30 protein-coding genes, 3 tRNA genes and 1 riboswitch are annotated in these 26,055 nt (G+C 40.7%); of the genes, 22 read left to right on the top strand and 11 right to left on the bottom strand.

What is annotated here, in order from left to right; genetic code table 11:
- Positions 1-51: 51 nt before the first annotated feature.
- Positions 52-1,068 carry a UDP-glucose 4-epimerase GalE gene (galE, locus tag L641_RS0108520; protein WP_024601672.1) on the bottom strand — a complete coding sequence of 339 codons (1,017 nt, stop codon included), beginning with the start codon at positions 1,066-1,068 and terminating at the stop codon, positions 52-54.
- A 251-nt stretch (positions 1,069-1,319) separates the two neighbouring features.
- On the opposite strand from galE, the gene L641_RS0108515 reads away from it, so the two are divergent.
- The gene (locus tag L641_RS0108515; RefSeq protein WP_024601671.1) at positions 1,320-1,805 is read left to right on the top strand and encodes a DUF3016 domain-containing protein; all 486 of its coding nucleotides are present in this window, start codon (positions 1,320-1,322) and stop codon (positions 1,803-1,805) included.
- Positions 1,806-1,860: 55 nt separating this feature from the next.
- On the opposite strand, the gene L641_RS0108510 is transcribed toward L641_RS0108515, so the two are convergent.
- Positions 1,861-2,151: a hypothetical protein gene (locus L641_RS0108510; protein ID WP_010390514.1), complete on the bottom strand. Its 291-nt coding sequence runs from the start codon at positions 2,149-2,151 to the stop codon at positions 1,861-1,863.
- Between the two features lie 116 nt (positions 2,152-2,267).
- Between L641_RS0108510 and L641_RS0108505 the strand changes: the two genes are divergently transcribed.
- Positions 2,268-2,477, top strand: a complete 210-nt coding sequence (locus L641_RS0108505; RefSeq protein ID WP_024601670.1) for a hypothetical protein — start codon at positions 2,268-2,270, stop codon at positions 2,475-2,477.
- Here L641_RS0108505 and epmB read toward each other — a convergent pair.
- A complete protein-coding gene (gene epmB / locus L641_RS0108500) occupies positions 2,474-3,487 on the bottom strand; it encodes an EF-P beta-lysylation protein EpmB (protein WP_024601669.1) in 1,014 nt (337 codons plus the stop codon). The two genes, L641_RS0108505 and epmB, sit on opposite strands and share 4 nt — an antisense overlap.
- Before the next feature lie 40 nt (positions 3,488-3,527).
- Here epmB and efp point away from each other — a divergent pair, with 40 nt between their 5' ends.
- Both efp and epmA read left to right on the top strand, forming a co-directional pair.
- Positions 3,528-4,094 carry an elongation factor P gene (efp, locus tag L641_RS0108495; protein ID WP_010390517.1) on the top strand — a complete coding sequence of 189 codons (567 nt, stop codon included), beginning with the start codon at positions 3,528-3,530 and terminating at the stop codon, positions 4,092-4,094.
- Between the two features lie 60 nt (positions 4,095-4,154).
- Positions 4,155-5,129, top strand: a complete 975-nt coding sequence (gene epmA, locus L641_RS0108490) for an elongation factor P--(R)-beta-lysine ligase (protein ID WP_024601668.1) — start codon at positions 4,155-4,157, stop codon at positions 5,127-5,129.
- Positions 5,130-5,408: 279 nt separating this feature from the next.
- Here epmA and L641_RS0108480 read toward each other — a convergent pair whose 3' ends face one another.
- Complete coding sequence (locus tag L641_RS0108480) at positions 5,409-7,508, bottom strand: TonB-dependent receptor (protein WP_024601666.1); 2,100 nt, start codon at positions 7,506-7,508, stop codon at positions 5,409-5,411.
- A gap of 102 nt (positions 7,509-7,610) precedes the next feature.
- On the opposite strand from L641_RS0108480, the gene L641_RS0108475 reads away from it, so the two are divergent.
- The 8 genes from L641_RS0108475 (at position 7,611) to L641_RS0108440 (ending at position 15,238) form a co-directional block, all read left to right on the top strand.
- Positions 7,611-8,009, top strand: a complete 399-nt coding sequence (locus tag L641_RS0108475) for an acyl-CoA thioesterase (RefSeq protein WP_008465083.1) — start codon at positions 7,611-7,613, stop codon at positions 8,007-8,009.
- Positions 8,010-8,135: 126 nt separating this feature from the next.
- Positions 8,136-8,534 carry an META domain-containing protein gene (locus L641_RS0108470; RefSeq protein WP_013463956.1) on the top strand — a complete coding sequence of 133 codons (399 nt, stop codon included), beginning with the start codon at positions 8,136-8,138 and terminating at the stop codon, positions 8,532-8,534.
- 100 nt (positions 8,535-8,634) lie between these two features.
- Positions 8,635-8,741, top strand: a riboswitch (TPP riboswitch).
- 142 nt (positions 8,742-8,883) lie between these two features.
- Positions 8,884-10,836 (top strand): phosphomethylpyrimidine synthase ThiC, encoded by a 1,953-nt coding sequence (gene thiC, locus L641_RS0108465; RefSeq protein ID WP_024601665.1) that lies wholly within the window; start codon positions 8,884-8,886, stop codon positions 10,834-10,836.
- 103 nt (positions 10,837-10,939) lie between these two features.
- Entirely contained in the window at positions 10,940-11,941 is a 1,002-nt protein-coding gene (locus L641_RS0108460; protein ID WP_013463958.1) for an FAD-dependent oxidoreductase, read from the top strand.
- A 7-nt stretch (positions 11,942-11,948) separates the two neighbouring features.
- Positions 11,949-12,143 (top strand): sulfur carrier protein ThiS, encoded by a 195-nt coding sequence (gene thiS / locus L641_RS0108455; protein WP_013463959.1) that lies wholly within the window; start codon positions 11,949-11,951, stop codon positions 12,141-12,143.
- Between the two features lie 4 nt (positions 12,144-12,147).
- On the top strand, positions 12,148-12,939 hold the full coding sequence (locus L641_RS0108450) for a thiazole synthase (protein WP_013463960.1): 792 nt from the start codon (positions 12,148-12,150) through the stop codon (positions 12,937-12,939).
- A gap of 12 nt (positions 12,940-12,951) precedes the next feature.
- A complete protein-coding gene (thiE, locus tag L641_RS0108445) occupies positions 12,952-14,478 on the top strand; it encodes a thiamine phosphate synthase (RefSeq protein WP_024601664.1) in 1,527 nt (508 codons plus the stop codon).
- Entirely contained in the window at positions 14,471-15,238 is a 768-nt protein-coding gene (locus L641_RS0108440; RefSeq protein WP_024601663.1) for a HesA/MoeB/ThiF family protein, read from the top strand. The genes thiE and L641_RS0108440 overlap by 8 nt, the downstream gene beginning before the upstream one ends.
- A gap of 109 nt (positions 15,239-15,347) precedes the next feature.
- On the opposite strand, the gene asd is transcribed toward L641_RS0108440, so the two are convergent.
- Positions 15,348-16,214, bottom strand: coding sequence for an archaetidylserine decarboxylase (gene asd, locus L641_RS0108435; RefSeq protein WP_024601662.1), 867 nt, complete (start codon positions 16,212-16,214; stop codon positions 15,348-15,350).
- A gap of 14 nt (positions 16,215-16,228) precedes the next feature.
- Complete coding sequence (gene rsgA / locus L641_RS0108430) at positions 16,229-17,287, bottom strand: small ribosomal subunit biogenesis GTPase RsgA (protein WP_024601661.1); 1,059 nt, start codon at positions 17,285-17,287, stop codon at positions 16,229-16,231.
- A gap of 122 nt (positions 17,288-17,409) precedes the next feature.
- Between rsgA and orn the strand changes: the two genes are divergently transcribed.
- The 4 genes from orn (at position 17,410) to L641_RS0108410 (ending at position 18,670) form a co-directional block, all read left to right on the top strand.
- Positions 17,410-17,955, top strand: a complete 546-nt coding sequence (orn, locus tag L641_RS0108425) for an oligoribonuclease (protein WP_024601660.1) — start codon at positions 17,410-17,412, stop codon at positions 17,953-17,955.
- A gap of 174 nt (positions 17,956-18,129) precedes the next feature.
- Positions 18,130-18,205, top strand: a tRNA-Gly gene (locus L641_RS0108420).
- 207 nt (positions 18,206-18,412) lie between these two features.
- Positions 18,413-18,488 (top strand) — tRNA-Gly (locus L641_RS0108415).
- A 106-nt stretch (positions 18,489-18,594) separates the two neighbouring features.
- Positions 18,595-18,670, top strand: a tRNA-Gly gene (locus L641_RS0108410).
- Between the two features lie 148 nt (positions 18,671-18,818).
- Here L641_RS0108410 and L641_RS0108405 read toward each other — a convergent pair.
- From L641_RS0108405 to L641_RS0108395, 3 genes are all read right to left on the bottom strand, one after another.
- Positions 18,819-19,247 carry a secondary thiamine-phosphate synthase enzyme YjbQ gene (locus tag L641_RS0108405; protein ID WP_024601659.1) on the bottom strand — a complete coding sequence of 143 codons (429 nt, stop codon included), beginning with the start codon at positions 19,245-19,247 and terminating at the stop codon, positions 18,819-18,821.
- The gene (locus L641_RS0108400; protein ID WP_013463966.1) at positions 19,244-19,711 is read right to left on the bottom strand and encodes a chemotaxis protein CheX; all 468 of its coding nucleotides are present in this window, start codon (positions 19,709-19,711) and stop codon (positions 19,244-19,246) included. The genes L641_RS0108405 and L641_RS0108400 overlap by 4 nt, the downstream gene beginning before the upstream one ends.
- 63 nt (positions 19,712-19,774) lie before the next feature.
- Positions 19,775-20,209, bottom strand: coding sequence for a transcriptional repressor (locus L641_RS0108395; protein WP_024601658.1), 435 nt, complete (start codon positions 20,207-20,209; stop codon positions 19,775-19,777).
- Between the two features lie 92 nt (positions 20,210-20,301).
- Between L641_RS0108395 and L641_RS0108390 the strand changes: the two genes are divergently transcribed.
- The 4 genes from L641_RS0108390 (at position 20,302) to L641_RS0108375 (ending at position 22,781) form a co-directional block, all read left to right on the top strand.
- Entirely contained in the window at positions 20,302-20,922 is a 621-nt protein-coding gene (locus tag L641_RS0108390) for a MarC family protein (RefSeq protein ID WP_008115498.1), read from the top strand.
- A 407-nt stretch (positions 20,923-21,329) separates the two neighbouring features.
- The gene (locus L641_RS0108385) at positions 21,330-21,836 is read left to right on the top strand and encodes an ImmA/IrrE family metallo-endopeptidase (RefSeq protein WP_024601657.1); all 507 of its coding nucleotides are present in this window, start codon (positions 21,330-21,332) and stop codon (positions 21,834-21,836) included.
- A gap of 56 nt (positions 21,837-21,892) precedes the next feature.
- Positions 21,893-22,426 (top strand): hypothetical protein, encoded by a 534-nt coding sequence (locus tag L641_RS23115; RefSeq protein ID WP_024601656.1) that lies wholly within the window; start codon positions 21,893-21,895, stop codon positions 22,424-22,426.
- Between the two features lie 67 nt (positions 22,427-22,493).
- The gene (locus L641_RS0108375; protein ID WP_139016076.1) at positions 22,494-22,781 is read left to right on the top strand and encodes a hypothetical protein; all 288 of its coding nucleotides are present in this window, start codon (positions 22,494-22,496) and stop codon (positions 22,779-22,781) included.
- A gap of 75 nt (positions 22,782-22,856) precedes the next feature.
- Here the strand turns inward: L641_RS0108375 and L641_RS0108370 are convergent, their stop codons facing one another.
- Positions 22,857-23,222 (bottom strand): S24 family peptidase, encoded by a 366-nt coding sequence (locus tag L641_RS0108370; protein WP_024601654.1) that lies wholly within the window; start codon positions 23,220-23,222, stop codon positions 22,857-22,859.
- A gap of 493 nt (positions 23,223-23,715) precedes the next feature.
- Between L641_RS0108370 and L641_RS0108360 the strand changes: the two genes are divergently transcribed.
- Positions 23,716-24,267 (top strand): hypothetical protein, encoded by a 552-nt coding sequence (locus tag L641_RS0108360; protein ID WP_024601653.1) that lies wholly within the window; start codon positions 23,716-23,718, stop codon positions 24,265-24,267.
- Complete coding sequence (locus L641_RS0108355) at positions 24,268-24,612, top strand: hypothetical protein (RefSeq protein ID WP_024601652.1); 345 nt, start codon at positions 24,268-24,270, stop codon at positions 24,610-24,612.
- Between the two features lie 21 nt (positions 24,613-24,633).
- Here L641_RS0108355 and L641_RS0108350 read toward each other — a convergent pair whose 3' ends face one another.
- Positions 24,634-25,962: an IS4 family transposase gene (locus L641_RS0108350; RefSeq protein WP_024601195.1), complete on the bottom strand. Its 1,329-nt coding sequence runs from the start codon at positions 25,960-25,962 to the stop codon at positions 24,634-24,636.
- Positions 25,963-26,055 lie beyond the last annotated feature (93 nt).

The raw sequence follows: 26,055 nt of genomic DNA, 5'->3' as shown, positions 1-26,055 counted from the left end.
TTTAATTTAAATGCGGTGTTTTAATTTTAAGCTGATAACTTAAAGAAGCCTTTATGACTTATATCCATTTGGATTATTTGATTGCCAGCGCCAAGTATCTTGCATCATGACATCAATACCACGCTCAGCTTGCCAACCTAGTTCACTAAGGGCTTTTTCTGGCGCAGCATAACAGGCTGCAATATCACCTGGGCGACGAGGTGACACCGCATAAGGGATTGCTTGGTCGCTAGCCTTAATAAACGCATTGACCATTTGTAATACTGAATAGCCGTTACCTGTACCAAGGTTATAAACAAGCGCACCGGTTTCTGCGGCTATTTTATCAAGTGCTTTTAAATGCCCTAGGGCTAAATCTACAACGTGAATGTAATCACGAACGCCAGTACCATCAACCGTATCATAATCGTCGCCAAATACAGCAAGTTGCTTTAATTTGCCAACCGCAACTTGTGAAATGAAAGGCAATAAATTATTAGGAATACCATTAGGGTCTTCACCAATCAAGCCTGACTCATGTGCACCGACAGGATTAAAGTAGCGCAAAATAGCAAACGCGAAGCGCTTATCTGATTTAGCGATATCTTGCAACATCATTTCAACCATTAGTTTAGACGTACCATATGGATTGGTTGTACCGCCAACGGGGAAGTCTTCGCGTATTGGTAAGCTTGCTGGGTCGCCGTATACAGTGGCGGATGAGCTAAATACCAGTTTGAATACACCTGCATCACGCATAGCATCAACCAGTGTTAGTGTACCTTGTACATTATTTTGATAATACTCAATGGGTTTTACGACCGATTCTCCCACGGCTTTTAGGCCAGCAAAATGAATCACACTTTCAATGGTATGCTTGGCAAATACCGAGTCTAAAAAGGGTTTATCTAAAATATCACCTTGATAAAAAGTAATTGCTTTGTCAGTTATTTTTTTCACTCTTTCAAGTGACTCTTCAGAGGAGTTACTTAAGTTATCAATCACGATAACGTCGCTGCCTTGCTGTAAAAGTTCTAAAACGGTGTGTGAGCCAATATAGCCTGCGCCACCGGTTACTAAAATTGCCATGAATGCTCCTTGGAAACCTCTGTTCAATTAAGTTAATTTCACCATAAATACTGAGCTTTTACATGTATTATTTTGTTTGTTTTGCAATCGTAACATCGCAAGCTGTACTTTTGATTACATTTTGTGCAATTTTAATAACACCGCAGTAGAAAGATTAAGTTATAGTTCATATGTAATTGCTAAAGTTAGGTATAGCAATTTGTAAAATATTTAGTTGATTATAATGATCAGCATACTCGTTGGAGAAACGTATGAACTCAGTTAAAAAAATAGCAATGTTGATATTTATTGCACTACCGAGTGTTGTTTGCGCGGGTGAGGCACAAGTTAAATGGCATGACTTTAATGATTATCGCGATGTACGCCCATCAAACCAAACTAAAGGCTCATACCATAAGCAAATTGCCAAAAATATTGATGAGCACTTTGCAAAGCTCAGTGAGCAGCTTCCTAAAAATTATAGTTTAAAAATTGAAGTAACCGATTTAGATTTAGCTGGTGACGTGCGCTATGGCGGTGTTAACGAAATTCGGGTGGTTAAACCCATTCACTTTCCACGGATTGAATTTAACTATGTGCTTAGTAATGAAAGTGGTGTTGTCGCACAAGAAGACAAAGTGAGCTTAAAAGATATGGGCTTTATGGATAAAATTAAAATGGGTCGAGACGAAGCATTTTACTATGAAAAACGCTTATTAACAGAGTGGTTTGGTGAGCAAATTTTACCGCGTATCTAACTAATAATGCAAAGCATCTACTTTGGTAGATGCTTTGCAAGTAAGTCGCTAATTTTTATTTAAAGGTCGCTAACAGCGTTAGTAAATTTTGTAGTTTAATAACCGCTTGTTTTAGTTTTTCTTCATCCAAACCGTCGCTTGATAAGCTTTCTACATCAGCGGCAACGTCTAACACGTAAGGCTTAAAACGTTTAGCTTCGAAACTAAATCCAGCGTCCTCGGCAAATAAGGCTTTAAATTTTCCGTGACCTTGCTGTTGTAACTCATCGAGTTTTTTGTCAGCGTCAAGTGCCTGACGGTAAACAATTTTTAAGTTGGCGTTGAGTTGTTCAATTATAGAATCCATGGTTTTCCTAAAGCTTAGTGCAATGTTGCCGATAAATACTTAAGTGGGTTGGTAAAGTAATTTACCAATTCAGCGACTATAATACGTGTATTACAGTTAAAAGTCAGGTGTGAGTTATGAATATATCAGGTGGAAATCTACCTACAATGCCTGGTGCAGGCCAAGGCGCAGAAGTATTAACTGCTGCTTTATCTAAAAAGCAACAGCAAGCTGATGGTGCCGCTGCACTGGCACTTATTGAAGGTGCTACACAATCTTCAAGTGCGCAAACACCGGCTAAGTCGGTCACTGCAACACTTGGGAATAATGTAAACGTTTATGTTTAAACTAATTTGAGGTCGATAGGGGTTTTACTTTTTTGACCTCCTATTTCCCGAACTAGTTTAGGCACCAAAAATCCTGGCAGGGCTTCTAAAAGCTCTGCCATTATTTTTATGGCCTGCGCCTCATCTATATCAAAATGACTTGCGCCTTCTACCTTATCCAGTAAGTGTAAATAATAAGGCAGTACGTCCGCATCAAATAGTGCTTCACTTAAGTTTATTTGCGCATCAACTGTATCGTTCACATCTTTTAAAATAACCGCCTGGTTTAACGGTAGCACATCTGCTTTTTTGAGCATGTTCATGGCATTTTTAAAGTCATTATCTATTTCGTTTGCATGGTTAATATGATTAACGAATATAATTTTTAATGGTGACTTTGCTAATCTTTCACATAATTGTTCAGTAATACGTGCAGGAATAACCACAGGCAAGCGGCTGTGTATGCGCATGCGTTTAATTTGTGGTATTTGCTCAAGCTCATCTAAAAACCAGCTAATAGCATCGTCTTTGGCCATTAGTGGATCGCCACCACTTAAAATCACTTCGTTAATATTTTTATCCGATTTTATATAGCTCAATGCATCAATAAGGCTACGTTTATTCAGTTGGTTTTCTTGATAAGGAAAATGGCGTCTAAAGCAGTAGCGGCAATTTACAGCACAACCGGTTTTAAACATGACTAAAACACGCGATTTATATTTATGTAACAGACCCGGTTGATTGTTATCTTGCTCAAGTAACGGGTCTTTATTAAACCCCGATTTAGTCAAAAACTCTTGATGGCGGGGCATAACTTGCAGCAATAAAGGGTCATTTGCATCGCCATGACGAATTTTTTTTATAAAAGGCAATGGCACACGAACAGGAAACAAGCTACGAGCTTTTATGTCGTTTTCATGGACTTGGCTCGATAAACCAACCATTTCTAACAACACTTTTGGGCAGGTAACTACATTTGCTAATTCTTTTTGCCAGTTTTTATGCAAATTTGCTTCATTTCTTTGTATCATTGGCACGTAGATTACTCGAAAAATATAAATAGAGGAAACGATGGCGAATTATAGCACCAACGAGTTCAAGGGCGGCCTAAAAATTATGATGGACGGCGAACCTTGCAGTATCTTAGAAAATGAAATGGTAAAACCGGGTAAAGGCCAAGCGTTTAACCGTGTTCGTATCCGTAAGCTTATCTCTGGCAAGGTACTTGAAAAAACCTTTAAATCGGGTGAATCGGTTGAAGGTGCTGATGTAATGGATACCGATTTAGCGTACCTATATACAGACGGTGAATTTTGGCATTTCATGAACAATGAAACATTTGAACAAATCGCTGCTGACGAAAAAGCACTGGGCGATGCTGGAAAATGGTTAGTTGAAAACGATGTATGTACTATTACATTATGGAACGGCAGCCCAATTGCTGTAACTCCACCAAACTTTGTTGAGCTTGAGATCACTGAAACTGATCCGGGCCTTAAAGGTGATACAGCAGGCACGGGTGGTAAACCAGCAACGCTTAGCACAGGTGCTGTAGTACGTGTTCCATTATTCGTACAAATTGGCGAAGTGATTAAAGTAGACACTCGTAATGGTGAATACGTGAGCCGTGTTAAGTAAGCAGCAACGCGTCTTATTAATTAAATCCCGGCTTAAGCTGGGATTTTTTTTGGAGAAAATATGTCAGCAGATCTTTGGAAGCCGAGTGCCAGCATAGAAATACTTAAGCAACGCGCAGCAATTATGCGCAGCATTCGGGAATTCTTTTATGAGCGTAATGTAATGGAAGTCGAAACACCGAGTTTAAGTGCTGCCAGTGTAACCGATGTGCATTTAGCCAGCTTTGATACTACATTTGTCGGCCCAGGTCATGCTGGTGGGCTTCCCCTGTTTTTGCAAACATCTCCAGAGTTTGCGATGAAACGCTTGTTAGCGGCCGGCTCAGGCGCTATTTTCCAGCTTTGTAAGGCATTTAGAAATGAAGAAGCGGGCAGTCATCACAACCCTGAATTTACAATGCTCGAATGGTATCGTCCTGGGTTTGACGAATTTGCTTTAATGGATGAAATAGATGAGTTGATGCAGCTTATTCTTGAGGTTGCGCCTGCAGAGCGGATTACCTACCAACACGCATTTGAACGCACGCTAGGGCTTGATCCATTAACTGCCTCTATCACGCAGCTACAACAACTCGCATGCGAACATGGCTTTGCTGATATTGCTAAAAACGAGACTCATAAAGATACCTTACTGCAATTATTATTTTGTATGAAAGTAGAGCCGACTATTGGTCAAGACATCCCCTGTTTTGTGTATCACTTTCCCGCATCGCAAGCGGCACTTGCACAAATCTGTGAGCACGATCAGCGAGTTGCAGGGCGCTTTGAGCTTTATTATAAAAATATGGAGTTAGCCAACGGCTTTAATGAACTCACCAATGCCAAAGAGCAAGCAAAAAGGTTTAACCAAGATAACGCCTACCGCGCTGCTAGTGGCTTAAAACAAGTACCTATGGATACGCGTTTAATTGCCGCATTAGAGCATGGTTTAGAGCAATGTGCGGGGGTTGCATTGGGAATTGATAGATTAGTGATGCTAGCAACCAATAAGCAAAAAATAAAAGAGGTGATTGCGTTTGATGTGGCCAGAGCTTAGGTGAATTATCGCTTCGGGTTGCCGGCGACGAGCTTAGGGCGGCGGGATTCGAGCTGATGTGCGTTCCCCGCTTATATAAAATCTAAACACAATGCTTGGTTAATTTTTTGCTGACCGCCGAAAGCCAAAACCTGAAAGCTACATTTTTAACTGTAATTTGTTTAAACCATTTGGACTGCGCGAGCGGCAGCAAGCTACTCGCCTACACAAAACTAAAACACCGCGTTTGCATTAAACGCGGTGTTTTTTTTATTCTCGAACTGACAACTGGTCGCAGTATTACAAATTAAGTGTAAACGTAACACCGGCTACGCGAGGCTCGCCTAATTGTGTGTAAGTTTGGGTTGCGTAACCATCTAACGGGTTGTTGCCAAATTCAAAACCGCGAGTTGGAACGGTTTCATCAAACACATTACGTGCCCATGCGCGTACAGCCCACATATCGGCTTCGTAACCAATGCTTACATTCACTAAGTTTGTGTTTGGAGCTTGTGCATTATGGCTATCGGAGAAGTAATAATCATCTTTACCTTCAACACCTAACATAGCATATAACTCATCAGTAACATTGTAGCGTGCACTAAATGCATATTGATATTTAGGCGCTTGTGCTTGCTCACGACCGTCTTGATTTAAACCAGATTTAGTAACAAAGTCATTAATTTTAGTGTCTAAGTATCCGGCACTTCCGGTAATAAATAAGTTTGGTGTTAGTTGATAGCTGCCTTCAATTTCAAGACCATAGTTACTGCCAGAGCTGGCATTGGCGACATAACCGGTAAATTGTTGGTCTGATACTTGCCACGACTTTAATTGAATATTGTCACGGTGCATATAAAATGCAGCTAAACGCAGGGTAAACTTATCATCCAATGAGCTGCCTTTAACACCAAACTCACCACTCCATAAGTACTCTGGATCAAAGCTAGTATGCTGTTTGAAAAAATCAGCATCTAAACTTAACCCTTCATCTTTTGCTTTTGCTAGCGCTTCTGAATTAATCCCACCGGCTTTGTAACCGCGCGTGATACTGGTATAAATCATGGTGCGGTCAATAACTTGGTATTCAAGTGCAACCTTGCCACCGAGCATAATATCGTCAGTTTCTTCAATAAAACCGTTACTATCTGTGTAATCACCTTGATATTGCTCAACACGTAAACCGGTAATAAGCGTAGTTTTTGGGCCTATTGCTGTGGCTAATTGGCCATAAGCTGCCATGTTATTGGTTTCATAGGTTGAGGCAAATGGATTGGCTAACCATGTATATTGACGCTCAAGGTCAACATCGCGGTTTTGATAGTAAATACCCGCCACCCAATTACCTGTTTTGCCATTAAACTGCAGATCGAGCGCTTGATCATCACGATCGCGGCTATAAATATCTGTTGAGCTATAACCATCTGGGTGCAGACCGGCAGCACATAATTGCGGCTTACTTGTATCGTTACATACCCAGTCTTCATCAAAACTATAAAAAAGCTCAGTATCAATGGCTGAAAGGTTTAAGCTGACATCAAAGGCGTCAAAACCGGTGTAAGTATTATTAAGGCCAACAGCATAGCTTTGTTGGTTATCTTCGCCCGGTTGATCAGCAAGACTGTTGCGAGAATTATCAAGGGTAAATGCATCATAACCGTTATTGATATCGATATAGTGCAGGTTTAGCTCTGAATTTAAATGAGCTGTGAGTTGGCTATTTAATTTAAAGCGGGCAACTTGTTCATCTTGGTTTTGCGTTTCATCATTTAAATAGAGGTTGTTTACGTAACCGTCAGATTTTCTGCGAAAGTAGCTAACGCGTGCACTGGTATCATCGGTTAAACCTGTGCTAGCAGCAACGCCTGCTTCATGGCTGTTATAAGTGCCAGCACCTAAATGTAATTTTAAACTAGGATCGCTGGTTGCATTAGCTGATTGCATTTGAATCATACCCGCCATGCCATCGGCGCCAAAACGTGTACCTTGTGGACCACGGTAAATTTCTACTTGGTCAATATCAAATAATAATGAGCTGCCACCAAGGCCAGAATAATTTATACCGTCAATCACTAAACCGACAGATGGGTTAATTGGGTCGACGAATTGTGAACGAAGTCCCACCCCTCTAATTTGAATATAACGTCCGCGCGAGGCGCCTGAAGCAAAATTCACATTTGCAGCGCTTGCTAGCATTTCATCTAAATAAGTAGCCCCTCTGAGATTTACTTCATCTTCAGAAAATAAACTTGCGCTGGCACTTAACGTTTGAATGCTTTCTTTTTGAAAGTCACCAGTAACAATGATTTTCTCTAGGTCGGTGTCATCTGCATTGGCGTAGATTGGGGCACCGAATAGTGGTAATAACGTGGCTGTAATTAAAGACAAACGTAAATTCATTAGGTTACTTAACTCCATTTTAGGGACTTGTATGGTAGCAATTATTTCAACACTTGTGCTATAAACGCGGCAATTATACGTTAAATAATTTGGATTACTAATATGACCTTTAAAGTAGACTTTAAAGTGCGTGACTACGAGTGTGACCTACAAGGTATTGTAAATAATAGTGTTTATTTTAATTATCTGGAGCACGCTCGTCATGAGTTTTTATACGCACAGGGTGTTGATTTTGCACAACTTGCCAAAGATAAAATTAACTTAGTGGTACTTCGCAGTGAAATGGATTACAAGCAGTCTTTAAAGCCCGCGGATGAATTTTATGTAGCAGTAGAGCCAGTACGCATTAGTCGCCTTAAATTTGCGTTTAAACAAACGGTAGTTCGCAAATTAGACGAAAAAGTGATGCTCAATGCCTTAGTAATAGGTACGTCGGTTAACGAGAAAGGTCGTCCATTTTTACCACCACAGATAGATAACTTATTCCAAGCAATTGCTTAATTCCAAATAGCACTGCTTTTAAACTAGCTTAGAACAAAAATTTACATTTAAAACATGCATTTTTAACGGATAAACCTGACAAATATTGATACTATTACATTAATTAGACAATAAGTTAGTAGTAACATGAAATTAGCAGCAATACCGATGCTTGTAATCGGTTTATGTGTTGGTTGCGCATCAACAGGGACAGTTACCACTGAGCAGCTAAAATATACACAATGGCAATTATCAAAGGTTGATGGTTTGGCTATTCCCGCATCTTTTAAAGCATCAATGAGCTTTATAGAAGCGCTACAAATAAATGGCTTTGCCGGATGCAATAAGTTTTTTGGTGAAGGTTCGCTTGAAGATAGCAGCTTGAGCGTAAGTAAATTAGGTATGACACGCAAATCATGCGGCCCTGAACTGGATGAGTTTGAACAGCAGTTTTTACAAGCGCTTAAGCAAGGTGCCGAGCTTAACCTGCAAGACCAAAAATTGGTGATGCAAGGCGAGCAAAAATTTGTGTTTATCCCTAAGTAAATTTTACACATTTTGAAAAACAGCCCCTTGCAGGGAATTTTCAACTGGCGTACACTCATAGCAGATTTGATTAAAACATTATCAAATCAACGAACAATTTAACTACTTGTCGGAGTGCCTAAGTTTTATTTAGGCTGAGATCGCGAAAGCGGGATCCGTGAACCTGATCAGGTTAATACCTGCGTAGGGAACAAGCTGCCTAAACGGGACGCTTGTGCGTCTTTTTTTATGCGTACAACAAAATCAAACCCGTCAATTTAGGCTGCAAAGTGGCATAAAGCTACTTTACGATCTTTCTCTATTCCATTGGAATATCTGGCAAGACAACCCTTAAGCAATGAGGTAAGTCATGTCAAACACTACAAACAAATCGTCGCGCCGAGAAACTCGTGCTGCTGCATCTGACTATATTTATAACCTAACGGGTCAACCATTTCCAAGCTCTCATAAAGTGTATGTTGAAGGAACCCAGCAAGGCGTGCGTGTGGGTATGCGCGAAATAACATTAAGCGATACATTCATAGGTGGCACAGATGAAAACCCTGTGTATGAGTCAAATGAGCAGCTGCGTGTTTACGATACATCTGGCCCGTATACCGATCCTAATTTTGAATTAGATGTACGTAAAGGGCTTGATAAATACCGTGAGCAGTGGATTGAAAGCCGTGGTGATACTGAAGTACTTGAGTCAGTTACCTCACAGTTTGCGCAGCAGCGTATGGCTGACGATGGGCTTGATCATATTCGCTTTGAGCATTTACCAAAAATTCGCCGTGCAAAAGCGGGTAAAAACGTAACGCAAATGCACTATGCCCGCCAAGGGATAGTTACCCCAGAAATGGAATATGTAGCGATACGTGAAAACATGGGGCGTGCGCAAATACGTGAAGAGCTTCTCGCGGCACAACATAAAGGGGAATCGTTTGGCGCGAGTATTCCTGAGTTTATTACTCCTGAATTTGTGCGTGCTGAAATAGCGCGTGGTCGCGCTATTTTACCTAACAATATTAATCATCCAGAAACCGAACCTATGATTGTTGGTCGCAACTTTTTAGTTAAAGTTAACGCCAATATAGGTAATTCATCAGTGGGTTCATCCATTGAGGAAGAAGTTGAAAAAATGGTGTGGTCAACCCGTTGGGGTGCCGACACCGTAATGGATTTATCAACTGGGCGCTACATTCACGAAACCCGCGAATGGCTAGTGCGTAATTCGCCAGTCCCTATTGGTACTGTACCCATTTATCAGGCCCTTGAAAAAGTAAATGGCGTAGCTGAAGACTTAACGTGGGAAATATTTCGTGACACGCTGATTGAGCAAGCCGAGCAAGGTGTTGATTACTTTACTATTCATGCTGGTGTACTGCTGCGCTATGTGCCTATGACAGCAAAACGCGTAACAGGCATTGTATCGCGCGGTGGCTCTATTATGGCTAAATGGTGCCTAGCTCATCACAAAGAAAACTTTTTATACACGCATTTTGAAGATATTTGTGAAATTTTAAAACAATACGATGTGTGTTTTTCATTAGGCGATGGCCTTCGCCCAGGCTCTATTGCTGATGCTAACGATGAAGCGCAATTTAGTGAGCTTCGTACCTTAGGCGAACTGACTAAAATAGCTTGGAAGCATGATGTACAAGTGTTCATAGAAGGCCCTGGGCATGTGCCTATGCATATGATCAAAGCCAATATGGAAGAGCAACTTAAACATTGTGACGAAGCGCCCTTTTATACCTTAGGCCCACTCACCACAGATATTGCACCAGGGTATGACCATATAACCTCAGGGATTGGGGCTGCGCAAATAGCTTGGTATGGCTGTGCCATGCTGTGTTATGTAACACCGAAAGAACATTTAGGTTTGCCAAATAAAGAAGACGTTAAAGAAGGCCTTATCACCTATAAAATTGCTGCTCATGCCGCCGATTTAGCCAAAGGTCACCCCGGTGCACAAGAGCGAGACAATGCTTTATCAAAAGCACGCTTTGAATTTAGGTGGCACGACCAATTCAACATTGGTTTAGACCCTGTTCGCGCTCGTGAATACCATGATGAAACACTGCCGCAAGAATCAGGAAAAGTAGCCCACTTTTGCTCCATGTGTGGTCCTAAATTTTGTTCGATGAAAATAACCCAAGAAGTACGTGACTACGCCAAAGATCTAGAAGCGCGCGGTATTGATCCTAATAACGTGGGTGATGCCATTGAAATCAAAATGGTTGATGTAGAGGCCGAGATGAAAGCTAAATCTGAAGAGTTTAAACAAACAGGCTCAGAGATTTACCATAAAGCAATATAAAATAGGTTGCGAGTTGCGAGCATCGAGTAGCGAAATGTTTATCTTAACATCTTGTTGCTCGAAGCCAGAGACCCGCAGCTCGCAGCTAAATGTAGGAGTGTTTATGTTTTATGACATTGCTGTGGTGGGCTTTGGTTTAGCGGGGCGGTTGGCGGCGCTTGAGTTAAGTAAGCAGCACCGTATTACTGTATTTGAAGCTGATGACGAGCATACTCAAAATAGTGCGGGTAAAGTGGCGGCGGCTATGCTGGCACCACTAGCTGAGTCGGTTATGTGTGAACATGATTTAGCACTATTGGGAGTAGATTCTATTGCTCGCTGGCCTGCTATTTTAGATGAGTTAAACAGTGAGGTGTTCTTTCAACAGCAGGGCACCTTAGTGGTTGCTCACCCGCAGGATAAAGGCGACTTACAAAGTTTTGCACAGCGAATAAAGCCGTTACTAAATTTTAGTGCCAAAGCGGTTAATACGCAGCAAATAGCGGATTTAGAACCTGAGCTTACAGGGCGTTTTAATCAAGGGCTATTTTTATCCGGTGAAGCGCAAATAGATAACCAAGCCTTTTATAAAGCCAGCTTTAGGTTGCTAAATAAGCGCAAAGTAAAGTTTGTGTTTAATCAACGCGCCAGCATCTTTGATAATAAAGTGAATAATCGAGAGTTTGATTACATTATTGATTGCAGAGGGCTTGGAGCCAAACAAGATCAGCCACTTCGAGGCGTGCGCGGGGAAGTGGCAAGGTTATACGCCCCTGAGGTTAACTTAACGCGGCCTGTGCGTTTAATGCATCCGCGTTACCCTATTTATATTGCACCTAAACCTAATCATGAATATGTCATAGGGGCAACGGAGATCGAATCGCAAGATACAGGTCCTGCAACTGTGCGCTCAACCCTTGAACTATTATCAGCGGCCTACACTGTTCATAGTGGCTTTGCCGAAGCGCGATTATTAAATATTCAAACAGGCTTACGCCCAGCGTTTAGCGATAATCGCCCACAGGTAAAAAAAACGAGCAAGGTTATCAGTATCAATGGCTTATATCGCCACGGCTATATGTTGGCACCCGCGCTTGTGGCACAAGCATTATCGCAAATAGAGTGAGTATTAAATGAACATTACAATTAATGGTGAGCCTTTAAATGTGACTAGCCATGCGCTGCTGGAAATAGTAAAAAACGTGGGTGCGATGGCGCCTTATGCCGTGGCTGTAAATGGAGAGTTTATTCCTCAGAGTCGCCATAGCCACGTTGTTATAAATGAAGGTGACAGTATTGAGTTATTGTCACCTATCCAAGGTGGATAGTGCTATGCAAAGCAAAGACTGTTTAACAATTTATGGTGAACCAATCAATAGTCGCTTGTTAATTGGATCTGCGTTATATCCGTCACCAGATATCATGACGCAATCGATTAAAGCCTCAGGTGCTGAGATAGTCACCGTGTCACTTAGACGACAACAAAACGCGGCGGCAGGGAATGATTTTTGGCAATTAATTAAAAACACCGGTTTAAAAATACTGCCTAATACTGCCGGATGCCACAGCGTCAAAGAGGCTATTAACCTAGCTAAAATGTGCCGAGAAGTATTTGCTACCGATTGGATAAAACTTGAATTAATAGGCGATGACTATAATTTACAGCCCGATCCCTTTGCATTACTTGAAGCCACAAAAATATTGATTGATGATGGGTTTAAAGTACTGCCTTATTGCACTGATGATTTAGTGCTGTGTCAGCGCTTGAATGGATTAGGCTGTGAGGTGCTAATGCCGTGGGGCGCGCCTATTGGCACCGGTAAAGGATTGTTAAATAGTTATAATTTAAAAACCATTAGAGAACGCCTGCCTAATACAACATTAATTGTTGATGCCGGGTTAGGTTTACCATCGCATGCCTGCCAAGCACTTGAATTAGGGTATGATGCGGTATTATTAAATTCAGCCATTGCAGGGGCGGGTTGCCCAGTGACTATGAGCCGTGCATTTAAAGCTGCGGTAGAGGCAGGGCGCTTTGCATACAATGCCAAAGCAATGCCCGAAAAAGACGTTGCAACCCCCTCAACCCCAACAATGGGTATGCCATTTTGGCATCAGCAGTAAGGAAAGAAAAATATGACAAACGTAGTGTGGACAATTGCTGGCTCTGATTCTGGCGGCGGCGCGGGTATTCAAGCCGATATTAAGGCAATGCAAAGTTTTGGTGTGCATGGTTGTACAGCAATCACCGCGCTTACCGCTCAAAATAGCTTAGGTGTAGAGGCCATTAATGCAGTGTCTACCGATATTATTGAGTCCCAGTTGCTTGCACTTGAAAAAGACATGAAAGCCAAAGTGATAAAAATTGGTATGCTTGCCAATGTGCAGCAAATTCAGTTAATTAGTGAGCACATAAGCCATTACAAAGCCAAATGGCCAACCCCGCCGGTTATTGTGTATGACCCTGTGGCTATTGCCTCAAGCGGTGACTTACTAACAGAAGAAGACACCGTAAGTGCGATAAAAGAATGTTTACTACCGCTGGTGGATGTAATTACCCCAAATACCCACGAAACCCAGTTATTAACGGGTGTGTATTTAATTGGCCCTGCAGCGATTAAAGAAGCGGCGAGTAAGCTGATGGCGTGGGGCGCAAAAGCGGTGGTGATTAAAGGCGGACATTGGGATTACCCAAGCGGGTATTGCATTGATTACTGCACACAAAACGGTGAAGACTATTGGCTAGGTAATGAAAAAATTCAAGTTCCTCATAGCCATGGTACAGGGTGCAGTATGGCGTCAGTAATTGCTGCGTGTCTTGCAAAAGACTACCCGTTAAAAGATGCGTTTATTTTAGCTAAAGCCTATATAAACCAAGGTTTAAAGCAATCAGTTCGCTATGGCGAGGGCATAGGGCCGGTTGCACAAACGCAGTTTCCTACCGATTTAGCGCATTACCCTCAGGTGATTGAACCGGGTAGCTGGTTAGGTGATGAGTTGGATTTTGATGTGCCGCTTGATTTTAATATGGCTGCTGATTTTGCAGCCTGTGAAAGTAAAAAGCTTGGCCTCTATGGTGTGGTTGATAGTATTGAATGGCTAGAAAAGTGCTTACAGCAAGGAATTAAAACAGCTCAGCTTCGTGTTAAAAATAAAACGCAGAATGAGCTAGATGAACTGATTGCCAAAGCGGTCACCTTGGGTGAGCAGTATAATGCGCAGGTATTTATAAATGATTACTGGCAACTTGCCATCAAACATGGCGCCTATGGGGTGCATTTAGGGCAAGAAGACTTAGAGAGTGCAAACTTAGTTGCTATAAAAGAAGCAGGCCTGCGACTTGGTCTCTCTACCCATGGCTTTTATGAAATGCTTCGGGCGCATAATTACCGCCCAAGCTACATGGCGTTTGGTGCTATTTACCCAACGACGACCAAAGACATGACAGGGCAAATACAAGGGCTTGAAAAGCTCAATAAATTTGTACCGCTTATGCAGAGTTACCCTACAGTCGCTATTGGCGGTATTGATTTAAGCCGCGCAACTGAAGTAGCAAATTCGGGGGTTGGTAGCGTAGCTGTGGTACGTGCCATTAGTGAAGCGCCTGATCATGTTTCAGCAATTAGATCACTACAAACCGCGATTAATACGAAATATGACTGATACATCGCAAACGTTAAATGATAAAGAAACCTTGCGTTACAGCCGCCACATATTACTTGATGAAGTGGGGCTTGACGGGCAGTTAACGCTGAAACGTTCAACGGTTGCCGTAGTTGGTGCAGGTGGCTTAGGTAGTCCTGCGCTGCTGTATTTAGCGGCAGCTGGCATTGGGTCGCTTATTTTAATTGATGACGATGTAGTTGAACTGTCTAACTTGCAGCGCCAAGTGCTCTATAAAGTAAATCATTTGGGGCAAAACAAAGTTCGCGCGGCTGGAAAGGTGCTTGCGAGCCTTAACAATCAAATAAATATAATAACCCACACTCAAAAGCTGGATGATACCAACAGTGCGTTGCTCTTAAAAAACGCCGATATAGTGCTTGATTGCTCTGATAACTTTAGTACCCGTTATGCGGTTAATCGCTATTGCATTGCTAATAACACTCGCTTAATTACAGGGGCTGCGCTGGCAACTCAAGGGCAATTAATGGGGTTTGATTTTAGACAAAGTGACAGCCCATGTTATGGCTGTGTTTACCCTCAAAGTAGCGATGCACCGGTTATAAATTGTAGTAATGCCGGGGTAATTAGCCCTTTACTTGGGATTGTTGGGTCAATGCAGGCACAATTAACCCTCAATATGTTGTTAGGTCATTTTAAGGGGAATGTGTTTATAACGTTTGACGCATTAAGCTTAAAGCAACAGCATTTTAAGATGACTAAGGATTTAGCGTGTAAAGAGTGTGGCGGGTATGAGTAATGAAAAGCTTGGCTTTTAACGTGAGTAAGCTCTACGTCTACAAGAAAAGAACACCGCGGTTATTGAAAATAAACGCGGTGTTTTTTTAAGCTCGAACTGACACTACCTATTAATCATCAATTTTTGCAAAGGCAGTGCCTAAACGAGTAACTACCTCTGGGAGTTGATCGTCTAATATTTCTGCTTTGTTCGCACCCCATGCGAGCACAACCGTTGAGCCTAATTTAAAGCGACCCATTTCTTCCCCTTTCTTAAGGGTGATCGCGTTTTCGCCTTTAGTTGGGTAGTTCCAGCTAAACACATCACTGCCAGCTGGTGGAGTCACTGTGCCAGCCCAAATAGTTTCTATGCTGGCAACAATGGTTGCGCCTACTAAAACCATAGCTAGCGGGCCAATTTCAGTTTCAAAAATAGCCACTACACGCTCGTTACGGGCAAATAAATTTGGTACGTTTTGAGCGGTAAGTGGGTTTACTGAAAATAAATCGCCCGGTACATAAATCATTTTGCTTAGCGTGCCATCAATTGGCATATGAATACGGTGGTAATCTTTTGGTGCCAAGTAAATAGTTGCAAATTTACCGCCTAAAAACGGGGTTGTGTCGTCTTGTGATCCACCTAACAATGCTTGTAAGCTGTAATCGTGGCCTTTAGCTTGAATAAGTTGACCATCAACAATGTCGCCTAGTTGGCTAATTGCGCCGTCTACTGGATGAATAATAATTTCTTCATCTTCAACCATAGGACGCACACCGTCTTTTAACGGACGGGTAAAAAATTCATTAAAGCTTTTGTAATGAGCCGGATCTGAATATTTAGCTTCGCTCATATCTATTTTATATTGTTTAATAAATAATTTAATTAATGTGGTTGTTAACGCACCGGCTTTTGCTGCAGCAAGTTTACCTACCACACGAGAAATAAAGTGTTTTGGCATGGCATACTGCATGGCGATTTTAAATTTATCTAAACTCACAGGTTATTCCCTTATTATACGCGGGGCGCACGAGCGCCTGCACGGCCATCGGCCATGGTTTCTAAAATACGGTGGTAGCTTTCAAAGCGTAATTTTGAAATATCGCCATCGGCTACCGCTTGTTTAATTATACAGCCCGGATCGTTTAAATGTTTACAATCTCTAAACCGGCATCCGCCTATAAATTCTCTAAATTCTTTAAAGCACCAAGTGACGCGTTCAACATCTAAATGCCATAGGCCAAATTCACGAATTCCCGGTGAGTCAATTAAATTACCCCCACTCGGTAAATGATGAAGGCGTGATACCGTGGTGGTGTGCTGGCCAAGCCCGCTGTTTTCAGACACTTCTTTAGTCAAAATTTCAGCATCCGGCAGTACAGTGTTAACTAAGGTAGATTTACCCACGCCACTTTGACCAACAAAAATATTATTTTTGCCCGCAAGTACTTCTTTTAACTCATTAATGCCTTCGCCAGTTATATTACTAACTAGCAGCACCTGATAATTAAGGTTACGGTAAATGTCGAGGATTTGTTGTATTTCGTTTAAACCAGCTTCATCAATTAAATCAATTTTATTCAGTACTAAAATGGGTTCGATACCCATGTCTTCACAGGCAATTAAATAGCGGTCAATAATGCTCGGGGTAAACTCTGGCAGTACCGCTGAAACCATTAAAATTTGATCAATATTAGCGGCAATCACTTTAACCCCATCATAAAAATCGGGGCGCGTGAGTTGTGAACGGCGCTCTTGAGTTGCTTCAATAACACCCGCTAAATCACCTTCACTTACTTTTGCACGGCGAAACAATACTTCATCGCCGCAAACCAAGTTCGATACGGTACGACGAATATTACAACGTAATACATCACCGTTTTGTGTTTCTACATCGGCATGTTGTCCAAAGCGGCTAATAACAATCGCATTTTCCACTTGACCTAAATTATCTGTTTGCCATTCTTGCGCGCCGACTTTTGCCGGTTTTGTATCGGCATTCGATAAGCGCTTTTGATGATTGGCCTTGATCCTACGGGATTGGCCTTTACTTAATTTTTTCTGTTTTGCCACTTGAGGCCTATAACCTGAGTTAAATGCCGAGTTTGCCAAAAAAAGCTTTAGCTCGACGGTTGATGCTAATATGATATATCGAAATGCGTTGGATCTAAAGAAAAGCACCGTTTAAGGTAATTATGACTATTAATAAATCAAATTTAATTTGGCTCGATCTGGAAATGACCGGACTTGAACCAGAGACTGACAAAATACTTGAAATTGCAACTGTTGTCACTGACGCTGATCTGAATATATTAGCCGAAGGCCCAACCATTGCCATTCATCAAAGTGATGAACTACTTGATGGTATGGATGAGTGGTGTACAACTCAGCATGGCAAATCAGGGCTTACAGCGCGTTGTAAGGCAAGTACTTTCGATGAAGCTTATGCCGCTGAGCAAACCCTCGCGTTTTTAAAGCAATGGGTACCAGCGGGTGCTTCACCTATGTGTGGTAACTCGATTGGCCAAGACCGTCGTTTTATGAATAAGTATATGCGTGAGCTTGAAGACTTTTTTCATTACCGTAATTTAGATGTAAGTACCATTAAAGAACTTGCTCGTCGTTGGAAACCAGATGTATTGGCTCAAGTGAATAAAAAAGGGTCACATTTAGCGTTAGACGACATTAAAGATTCGATTATGGAATTAAAGGTTTACCGAGAAAAGTTTTTTAATTTATAAAAAATACTTGCAAAGCACCCTAATTATTGTAGAATCCTGCCCCGCTCAAGACGATAACCCCCGCGGGGTTAGTGTGTTTGAGCTTTGACTTTTGAATGCGGCACTAGCTCAGTTGCCAGAATGTTGAACGCGCCCTGTCGCGCACCAACGGACGAATTACTGACTATTTTGAATGCGGCACTAGCTCAGTTGGTAGAGCGCGACCTTGCCAAGGTCGAGGTCACGAGTTCGAGCCTCGTGTGCCGCTCCAATTTCTCACCAAAGAAATTGTAGTTCAAGATGAAAAGTTAAAATTGATATAATGCGGCACTAGCTCAGTTGCCAGAATGTAGGACGCGACCTGTCGCGCACCAACGGACAAATTACTGACTATTTTGAATGCGGCACTAGCTCAGTTGCCAGAATGTAGGACGCGACCCGTCGCGCACTAACGGACGAATTACTGACTATTTTGAATGCGGCACTAGCTCAGTTGGTAGAGCGCGACCTTGCCAAGGTCGAGGTCACGAGTTCGAGCCTCGTGTGCCGCTCCAATTTCTCACCAAAAGAAATTGTAGTAGAAATAAAGATTCAAGATGAAAGGCGAAAGGAACAAGGTTTAATTTTGACAGAACCTAGGACCTAGAATCTTCATATAATGCGGTACTAGCTCAGTTGGTAGAGCGCGACCTTGCCAAGGTCGAGGTCACGAGTTCGAGCCTCGTGTACCGCTCCAATCTTATTTACTTTCCAGATATTCATTTTCAAATAGCAAACAATAATCCACATGTGAATCATTATAAATTTAATTTATATAATTTTTATTAGATTTGAAGTGCTCAATGGATGCGAACGATCTGTGTTGTAAAACCTAAAACCTAGCTCTAAAACGTTTCGCCTTGCAAAGTGGCAATAATACGCCTAGCCCCGCCATGGTCGCGATGTTCGCCTAAGTATATTCCTTGCCAAGTCCCCAGCGCTAATTGACCATCATTAATAGGTATCGTTAACTCGCAACCTAAAGTGCTGGTTTTAATATGAGCAGGCATATCATCATCGCCCTCATAGTCATGACGATAATAAGGCTGGCGCTCAGGTACAAACTGATTGAAGTGGCTTTCCATATCCATACGCACGGTCGGATCGGCATTTTCATTAATGGTTAAGCTGGCAGAGGTGTGTTGAATAAATAAGTGTAATAAACCTATTTTTAGTTGGCTCAGCTGTGGGAGTTTAGTCAGTATGTCGTTATCAATTAAGTGAAAGCCCCGCGAGCGAGGCTTTAATGTAATCGTGGTTTGCGACCAGCTCATAGCTTATCGAAGCTCACTTCAATGTTTGCATTACCTGCATCACTGGTAAATGGCATAATAATTTTTTTGCCGTCACTTTTATGCGTAATAGTATGGTTTTTACCAGACACAACAATGGGGGTTGCCATGGCAAAGTCATAGCCTTTTTCACCTAATAGGTTTTTAGCACCACCGGTGACCATATTGGTTATTTCGCCGACCATGTCAGTGACTTCTTCATTTACGCTGTCAGGTCGCTCACCTAACATACGTTCCATTATAGTCAGCGCTAAACTTTCGTCGAAGGTTATTGAAAATGAACCGCGAGTTTGGGGGCCAACCATACCAATTAATCCCGATACATCACCACAGGCTACTTCATCGGTTTTAATGCGAGGTTTACCTGGTTTTAACTGAGTTTGAGCCATGGTGCTCAATACATTCATCAAAGAAGATAAAAAGGGATTAATGAACTCTACATTCATATTATATATCCTTAAATTGGTACTGATAGAGGGTATACGTAAAGTATAGCTATAGTCGCTCAGCTATGCTCGACAAGCGTCACATTTACCGTGTGCTTCTATGGTTTGCCCAGAAACTACAAAGCCACTTTCGGCTGCTAAGTTATTGAGCTCATGTGAAATTACTGTTGAATGCAGCTCTTTAACAAACCCACATGTATCGCAAATTAGTAATTGAACAGGATGAATATGATCAAAGTGATGACACAACATGAATGCGTTAGTGCTTTCAATTTTATGAATAAAACCGAGTTCTGCTAAAAAGTCTAAAGCACGATAAATTGTCGCAGGTTTTGCGCCTGTTTCAGTGACTTTTAATTGCTCTAGCAAATCGTATGCACCCACACCACCTTGAGCGCTTGCTAATAAACGAAATACCTTTTCGCGAATAGGTGTGAATCGCGCACCACGGTTGTCGCATATTTGTTTTGCTTTACTTACGAGTGATTCTATATTCATCTTCTCTCATCCTTACTTTGCCGTGATATACTAACATACTGTATTGTAGTTGCAGCGTTTTATTAACCGCTTTTGTGAAAAGGTATTCATTAATGCATGAACTATTAGCCATATTTATTTTCTTTTTTGCAGTTATCGATCCAATCGGCACAATTCCGGTTTTTATCGCCGTAACTCGGGGTGATGACGACAAGTTTAAGCGTAAAGTAATTTTTAAAGCAGTGGGTGTATCTGCTTTAGTACTGTTATTTTTTGTGGTTGCCGGTGAGCAATTACTCAATGTGATTGAGATTCCACTATCGGCATTTCAAATAGCCGGTGGGTTGATCTTATTAATTTTTGCACTCTCCATGACGTTTGGTGAAAGTAAACCCGAAGCTGAAATTAAAAGTGTTCGCGATAGCACTGAAACCGCTATTTTTCCGCTGGCTATACCCTCAATTGCAAGCCCAGGCGCTATGTTAGGTGCGGTATTAATGACGCGTAATGAAGAATATACTTGGGTTGAACAAATGATTACCTCATCAATGATGCTGGCCGTTTTAGTGGTGGTACTTATTTTGTTATTACTTGCTACGCATGTACATAAAATAATAGGTGATAGTGGGGCAAGTATTATTAGCCGAATTATGGGGTTAATTTTAAGCTCAGTCGCAGTAACGAATATTTTAAATGGTATCGCACAATACTTTGGCTTGCAGGTGTTTGCTTAATATTGCTGCGCATGGGGCTTTTGTGTAAAATGCAGCGCCTTTTAAGCTGTGCTTAAATTATAAATTTTTGAGGACTACATTTTGGATAAACGTACTTTAAATCGACGCTTTTCTGTTGCCCCCATGCTTGATTGGACTGATAAGTAAGTATTTAAAGGGTTTTAAAGGTTAAGGGGTGACTATAGGGTCACCTTTTTAGTTTTCAGGGGTCCCGATATAACACAGTTTGTATCATAATTAATTGACTAGGTACTTAACTTCAGTTACTTTACACACCATTAAGTTAACTTAACTAAACATAAACATCATTTAAGTTGCTTACCTTATTTATGCAACTATTCTTAATATTAGTAGTCTTATTTATTAGTTAACAGCCAATAACGGCTGTTTTTGTCGTGAGGTTTATTATGGAATTGCCAGCAGTCAAGAATATACTTGATGCCAACTGGGACTGGCGTCTACCTGTAAATATCCAAGATATTGCAGAAAAACTGAACATTAAAGTTGACTCTATTAATCCTTTTAACCCTGATCATAATGATTACAGAGGCTTAAGTGGCCTAGCTGAAATTAATAATCAAGGTCAAAGAGTAATTTACTGCAATAGTACAGAAAGCACTAACCGTAATCGCTTTACATTAGCGCACGAACTTGGTCATCACGTTCTTAATCACGTTAACCCTCAAAATCCTTGTTTTCGAGATGACTCAAATACGTTCAGCTCAAACTCACCAGTATGGCAAGAGCGTGAGGCAAACAACTTTGCAGCTCAGTTGTTAATGCCGCTTGATGCAATTAAAACAATGCTATTTGTTAAAGGTATTAGTAACATAAAACAGTTAGCGGAGATTTTTCAAGTTTCGGAAGCTGCCATGTATTATCGCTTGAAGAATTTAGGCTACCTAACTTTATAAAGTTGAGCCAAACAAATTATTAATATAATCTAGCCCTTTAATTTAAGGGCTTTTTTATGTCAGGTGAAAATAAAAATGATGGGTTTGATATTGCTGGTGACGTTAGTAGCTCAAATGTTAACGTCAATAATGAGCAAAACTCAAAAATAATCGAATTCAACGTACTTGAAGAAAAAATATATCTTGGTTTTAAGGTTTTTGGTTTTATTATTGCCATGGGGTTAGCCGTATGCTTTTTAAAAACAGGCCTTGAAGTTAGTAAAGATTCATTAATGCATATTGTTCACCATCAGGGCCAACCAACAAAATTGGTAGAAGTCTCAAAACCAGCAGATGAAAGTAAAAAAGAAAACAAAGAAATAAAAAAAGAAGAGCCAGAAAGTATGAGTAATAAAATGCTTTACTCAGGATCAATCATAACTTTAGTTGCATTTATACTTGGTACAGGCTTAACCTTATTGCTGACTATTGTTAAGTTCTCTTTCCATAGCCGGCAACAAAATGAAGATAATCCAAACGTAGCGCTCGCAGGTCCAGCAAGTGAGTTGTTTATGGCCTTGGCGAATTATATAAAAAGCAAAATTAAATAAAATAGCCCGCTAACTAGCGGGTTTTTTTGTGTTCCAAATTTCTAAATATGAATTATTTTGATAAATAATGACCTTTTTATTGAATGGTAGGCTGCTTATTGGCTTAATAAATACAAAATTCATTTCAAATGTTGGAGAGAGGATGCTTACCGCCTTTTTTGTGTTTAGTTTTTTAGTAGTATTTTTGACTATAGGAACAAGTCGCGTTAATTTTAGTGTTATTGTCTGCTTGGTGTTTGTGCTACTAGGTATACGTTTTGCAGGTATGCCAATTGAAAATATTGCGTTTGCAATATTAGGTATTATGATTGGGGCTAAAGTATCTATTGTTTGTAAAGTACATCAAATACATTAATTGAATTTTTAAAGCTCGCACCTAGCGGGCTTTTTAATGCCTGTATAAATCCCCATTGAGGGGGACTGGTTTCAGTCACCCCAAAAAGTTACTCGTTCTGTGCAATCTAATCGACTGGCCAACAACACCTTCAACGCTATATTCATCATACCCAGTTATTTTCACCGCTGGGTGATCAGGGTTAGCCGATAACAGCCGGTTGTTTTTTAAATCAGCTATTTTGCAAACAAACAAGCCATTTAACACCGCAACAATCACATCACCGTGTTTTACTTTTGCCGCTCTATCAATAATTAATAAATCCCCGCTAAATATCCCAACACCTTCCATACTGTTACCACTGGCACGACCAATAAAAGTAGAGTCACTTAAAAGACTATTATCTAAATTTGTCTCCAGTTCTTTTATGCCTGGTCCCACATCAACATTAGAATCAATCATCAAATAACCCTATTTATAAAAAAATTTAAATTAATCTTAGCGCTATTTAAGCCAGTTTTAAAATCATGCTCGGATGATTAACGCCTTGAAAATGTTCATACAACAAAAGTTATAACTCATTGCCATTACTAATGTAAATAAAATAAAAGCTAAAAACACGTGTCAAAAACAGGTAAAAATAACAACAAATAAGTTGTTGAAAATCAATGTGTTCGAAAGATTAAACTGGATTAATATACAGTGTTTTTATTGCTATTATAAAATTTATCATTACAATGAAATTGACTCCTTAATTAGGAATCTTTTAACAAACAAAAGGAACACAGTATGAACAAGCAAAATGCACACGGAAAATTAGCACACATCAATGCTGGTGTAGCAAAAGCTAAAAATGGCGGCGGTGGCGGCGGTGTAGAGCCACCAAAAAAGAAATAAGCCATTAAAAATATTAACCAGCATTAATGCTGGTTAATTACACCACCAAGGAAACCACATGATTGATTTTATAACCGCCACAGACTGGACAATAAGAGCTTTAGAAATACTCATTATTGTATTTTTGCTCGCAACGCTTAATAAACACCGCTCAGCATTGTTTTTTGGCGGTAAAAGTAATTTAAAATCAATTGATGATCACACAATGCATTCATGCTTTATTGCAGCACTTACAGTGATGGTATTTCACTTTGTAAGCTCAAGCTTAGCTCAATACATAATTACAATAGAAATGAGCAAGCTAGCACTCAGGCAGTTTTTTTACTTCACTATGTTTAGTTGCTCAATGGCATTTGTCGTTGCGTTATTTTTTATGCATAGCATTAGAGGTTGCACGTTCTCAACAACAGCGCGGTTTTGCTTATACCTTGCACTAGCTCAATCGGTTGTGCAGCTAATACAATTTATTATGCGCGGCCTGCTAGATAACAGCATGCTATCACCCGCTTATAGCTTTAGCGTTGTCGCGCTTAACATACTATCGTTAGGTGTTGTTGCTATATACCCAGTTAAAAAATTTACTCGCTCACTAACTAAAGAGGGAATTTAAATGCCATTACTCATAGTAATGTTTATCTGTTTAACAATGGCGTTGTGTATAACCGGAGTCGCAATAGTGCGCGGCCAAAACACAACAGGCATAGAAACCATACTTAAACATAAAATAAAACACTATATGCCAGAGGGAACAGCAGCCCACCAAGACGATGGCGGTGTAGCCTACTCAATAGTCATGGATTTAGGCGCCACAATAGAGCAGCCAGATAACTGGGATAAAATAGAATCAATGAACGTGGTACACAAACGCGCTACCATGTTTAGAAACCAAGCACTTAAAAAGCCAACTAACATACCACACGCGCAAGAACGGCCTATATTCAAACTTGTTAAATAACCCGCTAATGCGTAATGCCAGTCAGTTAAGAACTGACTGGCATTTTCTTTTATAGGGGTACTTATTCGGCTTCTTTCTTATCACCCTTGGATAATGCCTATCTGGTAATCTATCGGGTAAAATAAACAATCTAAGTGTTGTCAGTAACTCATCGTAATGAATAGGCAACTTACTTGCACTATGTATTGGCGTAAACATAAAGAAAGCGATAACCTGTCGCATAGATTGGCTAAAGCTTAGCTGTGTAGGCAAAATATCCTCATCTTTAGTTGCATCAAGCATGATGATACGTATTAAATTGTAAGCGAGTAATAACCCCCATAACTCTTGACGTACCATGTCTGGTTTCTTACTACGTAACGTGTGTTTGCTATGATTCAATCCCTGCTTTATTTCTCTAAACGCCAGCTCAATTTCCCAGCGTTGAGTATAAACCTCTGTTAATTCTTCATATGGAAATCGTAAAGGGTCAATGAGAGAGCTGAGTACACGATAGCTTTTTCCATCCACTTTATAGGTGGTTAATCTTGCCATCATGGTCTCTGGTAATGACTCAAATTTCTTTCTGGCTTGAGGACTTGTGGACAAAATCACTATTTTATCATTGTCATTTATACTATGTTCAACTTGATACTGTAAATCCTTCCTCGCGGGTAACATCCAGTGAGTGTTATCTCCTTGGTTTTGCCATTGATACAACAGTCCTAATGAGTAATAGCCGCGGTCAAACAAGGTAAGAGAATTATCTGGTACGGCTGGTAATAGTCGTTGAGCTAAGCTCATTTCACCTATGCGACGGGAGTCAAAGCTGCTATCTAACAGTAAATGGCTAGATACTTCCATAAGGCTACACATTCGTACTTGTGGGTAGCTTACTTCTCCATGTTGATTACTGTCACTGCCAAATGCTTCTCTGTTTTCTTGATTATCATGAGTTCGAAAACTAACGCCATCTACAGCGAGTAAATTAAGTCCGCACCATTGTTCAAAAGACTGGGTGGAAAAGGTTTTGTGTGCAAGTAATTGAAATGTATGTTGGACTGACTCATAGCCTAACCTTTGCCGACCTTGAACTAGCGCACTTGGCGCTACTAGTTTGTTTTTTCCGGGTAAAGAGATGTCGAGTCTATTAGCGATATCCCAAACGGTTTCGTTTCGGAATAAACTCATTCCAATTACAGACCACATAACAGCTTCTAGCGGTAATCGCCTTTTACGCACAGTAGCAACACCTGCATGTTTAAATGCTTGCTCAAGAATATCAGGGTCAAGAACCTGTTTAAGTTTATCTAGTGTATGTACATCATTTAAAAATGAAGACATGTTATCGAAGTGCTGAATGAGAGACATAAAAAAATCCGATATTATTTCTAATATCGGATTTTGAAGCCATGGAAAGATCAGTCAAGTGATCATAAAAATATTCTTAACTGATCTGCATTA

The sequence above is a fragment of the Pseudoalteromonas sp. TB41 genome (genome assembly GCF_000497975.1).
GTDB classification, from domain to species: domain Bacteria; phylum Pseudomonadota; class Gammaproteobacteria; order Enterobacterales; family Alteromonadaceae; genus Pseudoalteromonas; species Pseudoalteromonas tetraodonis.
The sequence above is the reverse complement of the archived record's forward strand: the minus strand, read 5'-3'. Positions and strand labels throughout refer to the sequence as shown.

What these genes read in the sequence shown, in the direction of transcription:
- galE (WP_024601672.1), bottom strand. Translation starts at nt 1,068, where the DNA reads ATGGCAATTTTAGTAACCGGTGGCGCAGGCTATATTGGCTCACACACC.
- L641_RS0108515 (WP_024601671.1), top strand. Translation starts at nt 1,320, where the DNA reads ATGAACTCAGTTAAAAAAATAGCAATGTTGATATTTATTGCACTACCG.
- L641_RS0108510 (WP_010390514.1), bottom strand. Translation starts at nt 2,151, where the DNA reads ATGGATTCTATAATTGAACAACTCAACGCCAACTTAAAAATTGTTTAC.
- L641_RS0108505 (WP_024601670.1), top strand. Translation starts at nt 2,268, where the DNA reads ATGAATATATCAGGTGGAAATCTACCTACAATGCCTGGTGCAGGCCAA.
- epmB (WP_024601669.1), bottom strand. Translation starts at nt 3,487, where the DNA reads ATGATACAAAGAAATGAAGCAAATTTGCATAAAAACTGGCAAAAAGAA.
- efp (WP_010390517.1), top strand. Translation starts at nt 3,528, where the DNA reads ATGGCGAATTATAGCACCAACGAGTTCAAGGGCGGCCTAAAAATTATG.
- epmA (WP_024601668.1), top strand. Translation starts at nt 4,155, where the DNA reads ATGTCAGCAGATCTTTGGAAGCCGAGTGCCAGCATAGAAATACTTAAG.
- L641_RS0108480 (WP_024601666.1), bottom strand. Translation starts at nt 7,508, where the DNA reads ATGAATTTACGTTTGTCTTTAATTACAGCCACGTTATTACCACTATTC.
- L641_RS0108475 (WP_008465083.1), top strand. Translation starts at nt 7,611, where the DNA reads ATGACCTTTAAAGTAGACTTTAAAGTGCGTGACTACGAGTGTGACCTA.
- L641_RS0108470 (WP_013463956.1), top strand. Translation starts at nt 8,136, where the DNA reads ATGAAATTAGCAGCAATACCGATGCTTGTAATCGGTTTATGTGTTGGT.
- thiC (WP_024601665.1), top strand. Translation starts at nt 8,884, where the DNA reads ATGTCAAACACTACAAACAAATCGTCGCGCCGAGAAACTCGTGCTGCT.
- L641_RS0108460 (WP_013463958.1), top strand. Translation starts at nt 10,940, where the DNA reads ATGTTTTATGACATTGCTGTGGTGGGCTTTGGTTTAGCGGGGCGGTTG.
- thiS (WP_013463959.1), top strand. Translation starts at nt 11,949, where the DNA reads ATGAACATTACAATTAATGGTGAGCCTTTAAATGTGACTAGCCATGCG.
- L641_RS0108450 (WP_013463960.1), top strand. Translation starts at nt 12,148, where the DNA reads ATGCAAAGCAAAGACTGTTTAACAATTTATGGTGAACCAATCAATAGT.
- thiE (WP_024601664.1), top strand. Translation starts at nt 12,952, where the DNA reads ATGACAAACGTAGTGTGGACAATTGCTGGCTCTGATTCTGGCGGCGGC.
- L641_RS0108440 (WP_024601663.1), top strand. Translation starts at nt 14,471, where the DNA reads ATGACTGATACATCGCAAACGTTAAATGATAAAGAAACCTTGCGTTAC.
- orn (WP_024601660.1), top strand. Translation starts at nt 17,410, where the DNA reads ATGACTATTAATAAATCAAATTTAATTTGGCTCGATCTGGAAATGACC.
- L641_RS0108405 (WP_024601659.1), bottom strand. Translation starts at nt 19,247, where the DNA reads ATGAGCTGGTCGCAAACCACGATTACATTAAAGCCTCGCTCGCGGGGC.
- L641_RS0108400 (WP_013463966.1), bottom strand. Translation starts at nt 19,711, where the DNA reads ATGAATGTAGAGTTCATTAATCCCTTTTTATCTTCTTTGATGAATGTA.
- L641_RS0108395 (WP_024601658.1), bottom strand. Translation starts at nt 20,209, where the DNA reads ATGAATATAGAATCACTCGTAAGTAAAGCAAAACAAATATGCGACAAC.
- L641_RS0108390 (WP_008115498.1), top strand. Translation starts at nt 20,302, where the DNA reads ATGCATGAACTATTAGCCATATTTATTTTCTTTTTTGCAGTTATCGAT.
- L641_RS0108385 (WP_024601657.1), top strand. Translation starts at nt 21,330, where the DNA reads ATGGAATTGCCAGCAGTCAAGAATATACTTGATGCCAACTGGGACTGG.
- L641_RS23115 (WP_024601656.1), top strand. Translation starts at nt 21,893, where the DNA reads ATGTCAGGTGAAAATAAAAATGATGGGTTTGATATTGCTGGTGACGTT.
- L641_RS0108375 (WP_139016076.1), top strand. Translation starts at nt 22,494, where the DNA reads ATGACCTTTTTATTGAATGGTAGGCTGCTTATTGGCTTAATAAATACA.
- L641_RS0108370 (WP_024601654.1), bottom strand. Translation starts at nt 23,222, where the DNA reads ATGATTGATTCTAATGTTGATGTGGGACCAGGCATAAAAGAACTGGAG.
- L641_RS0108360 (WP_024601653.1), top strand. Translation starts at nt 23,716, where the DNA reads ATGATTGATTTTATAACCGCCACAGACTGGACAATAAGAGCTTTAGAA.
- L641_RS0108355 (WP_024601652.1), top strand. Translation starts at nt 24,268, where the DNA reads ATGCCATTACTCATAGTAATGTTTATCTGTTTAACAATGGCGTTGTGT.
- L641_RS0108350 (WP_024601195.1), bottom strand. Translation starts at nt 25,962, where the DNA reads ATGTCTCTCATTCAGCACTTCGATAACATGTCTTCATTTTTAAATGAT.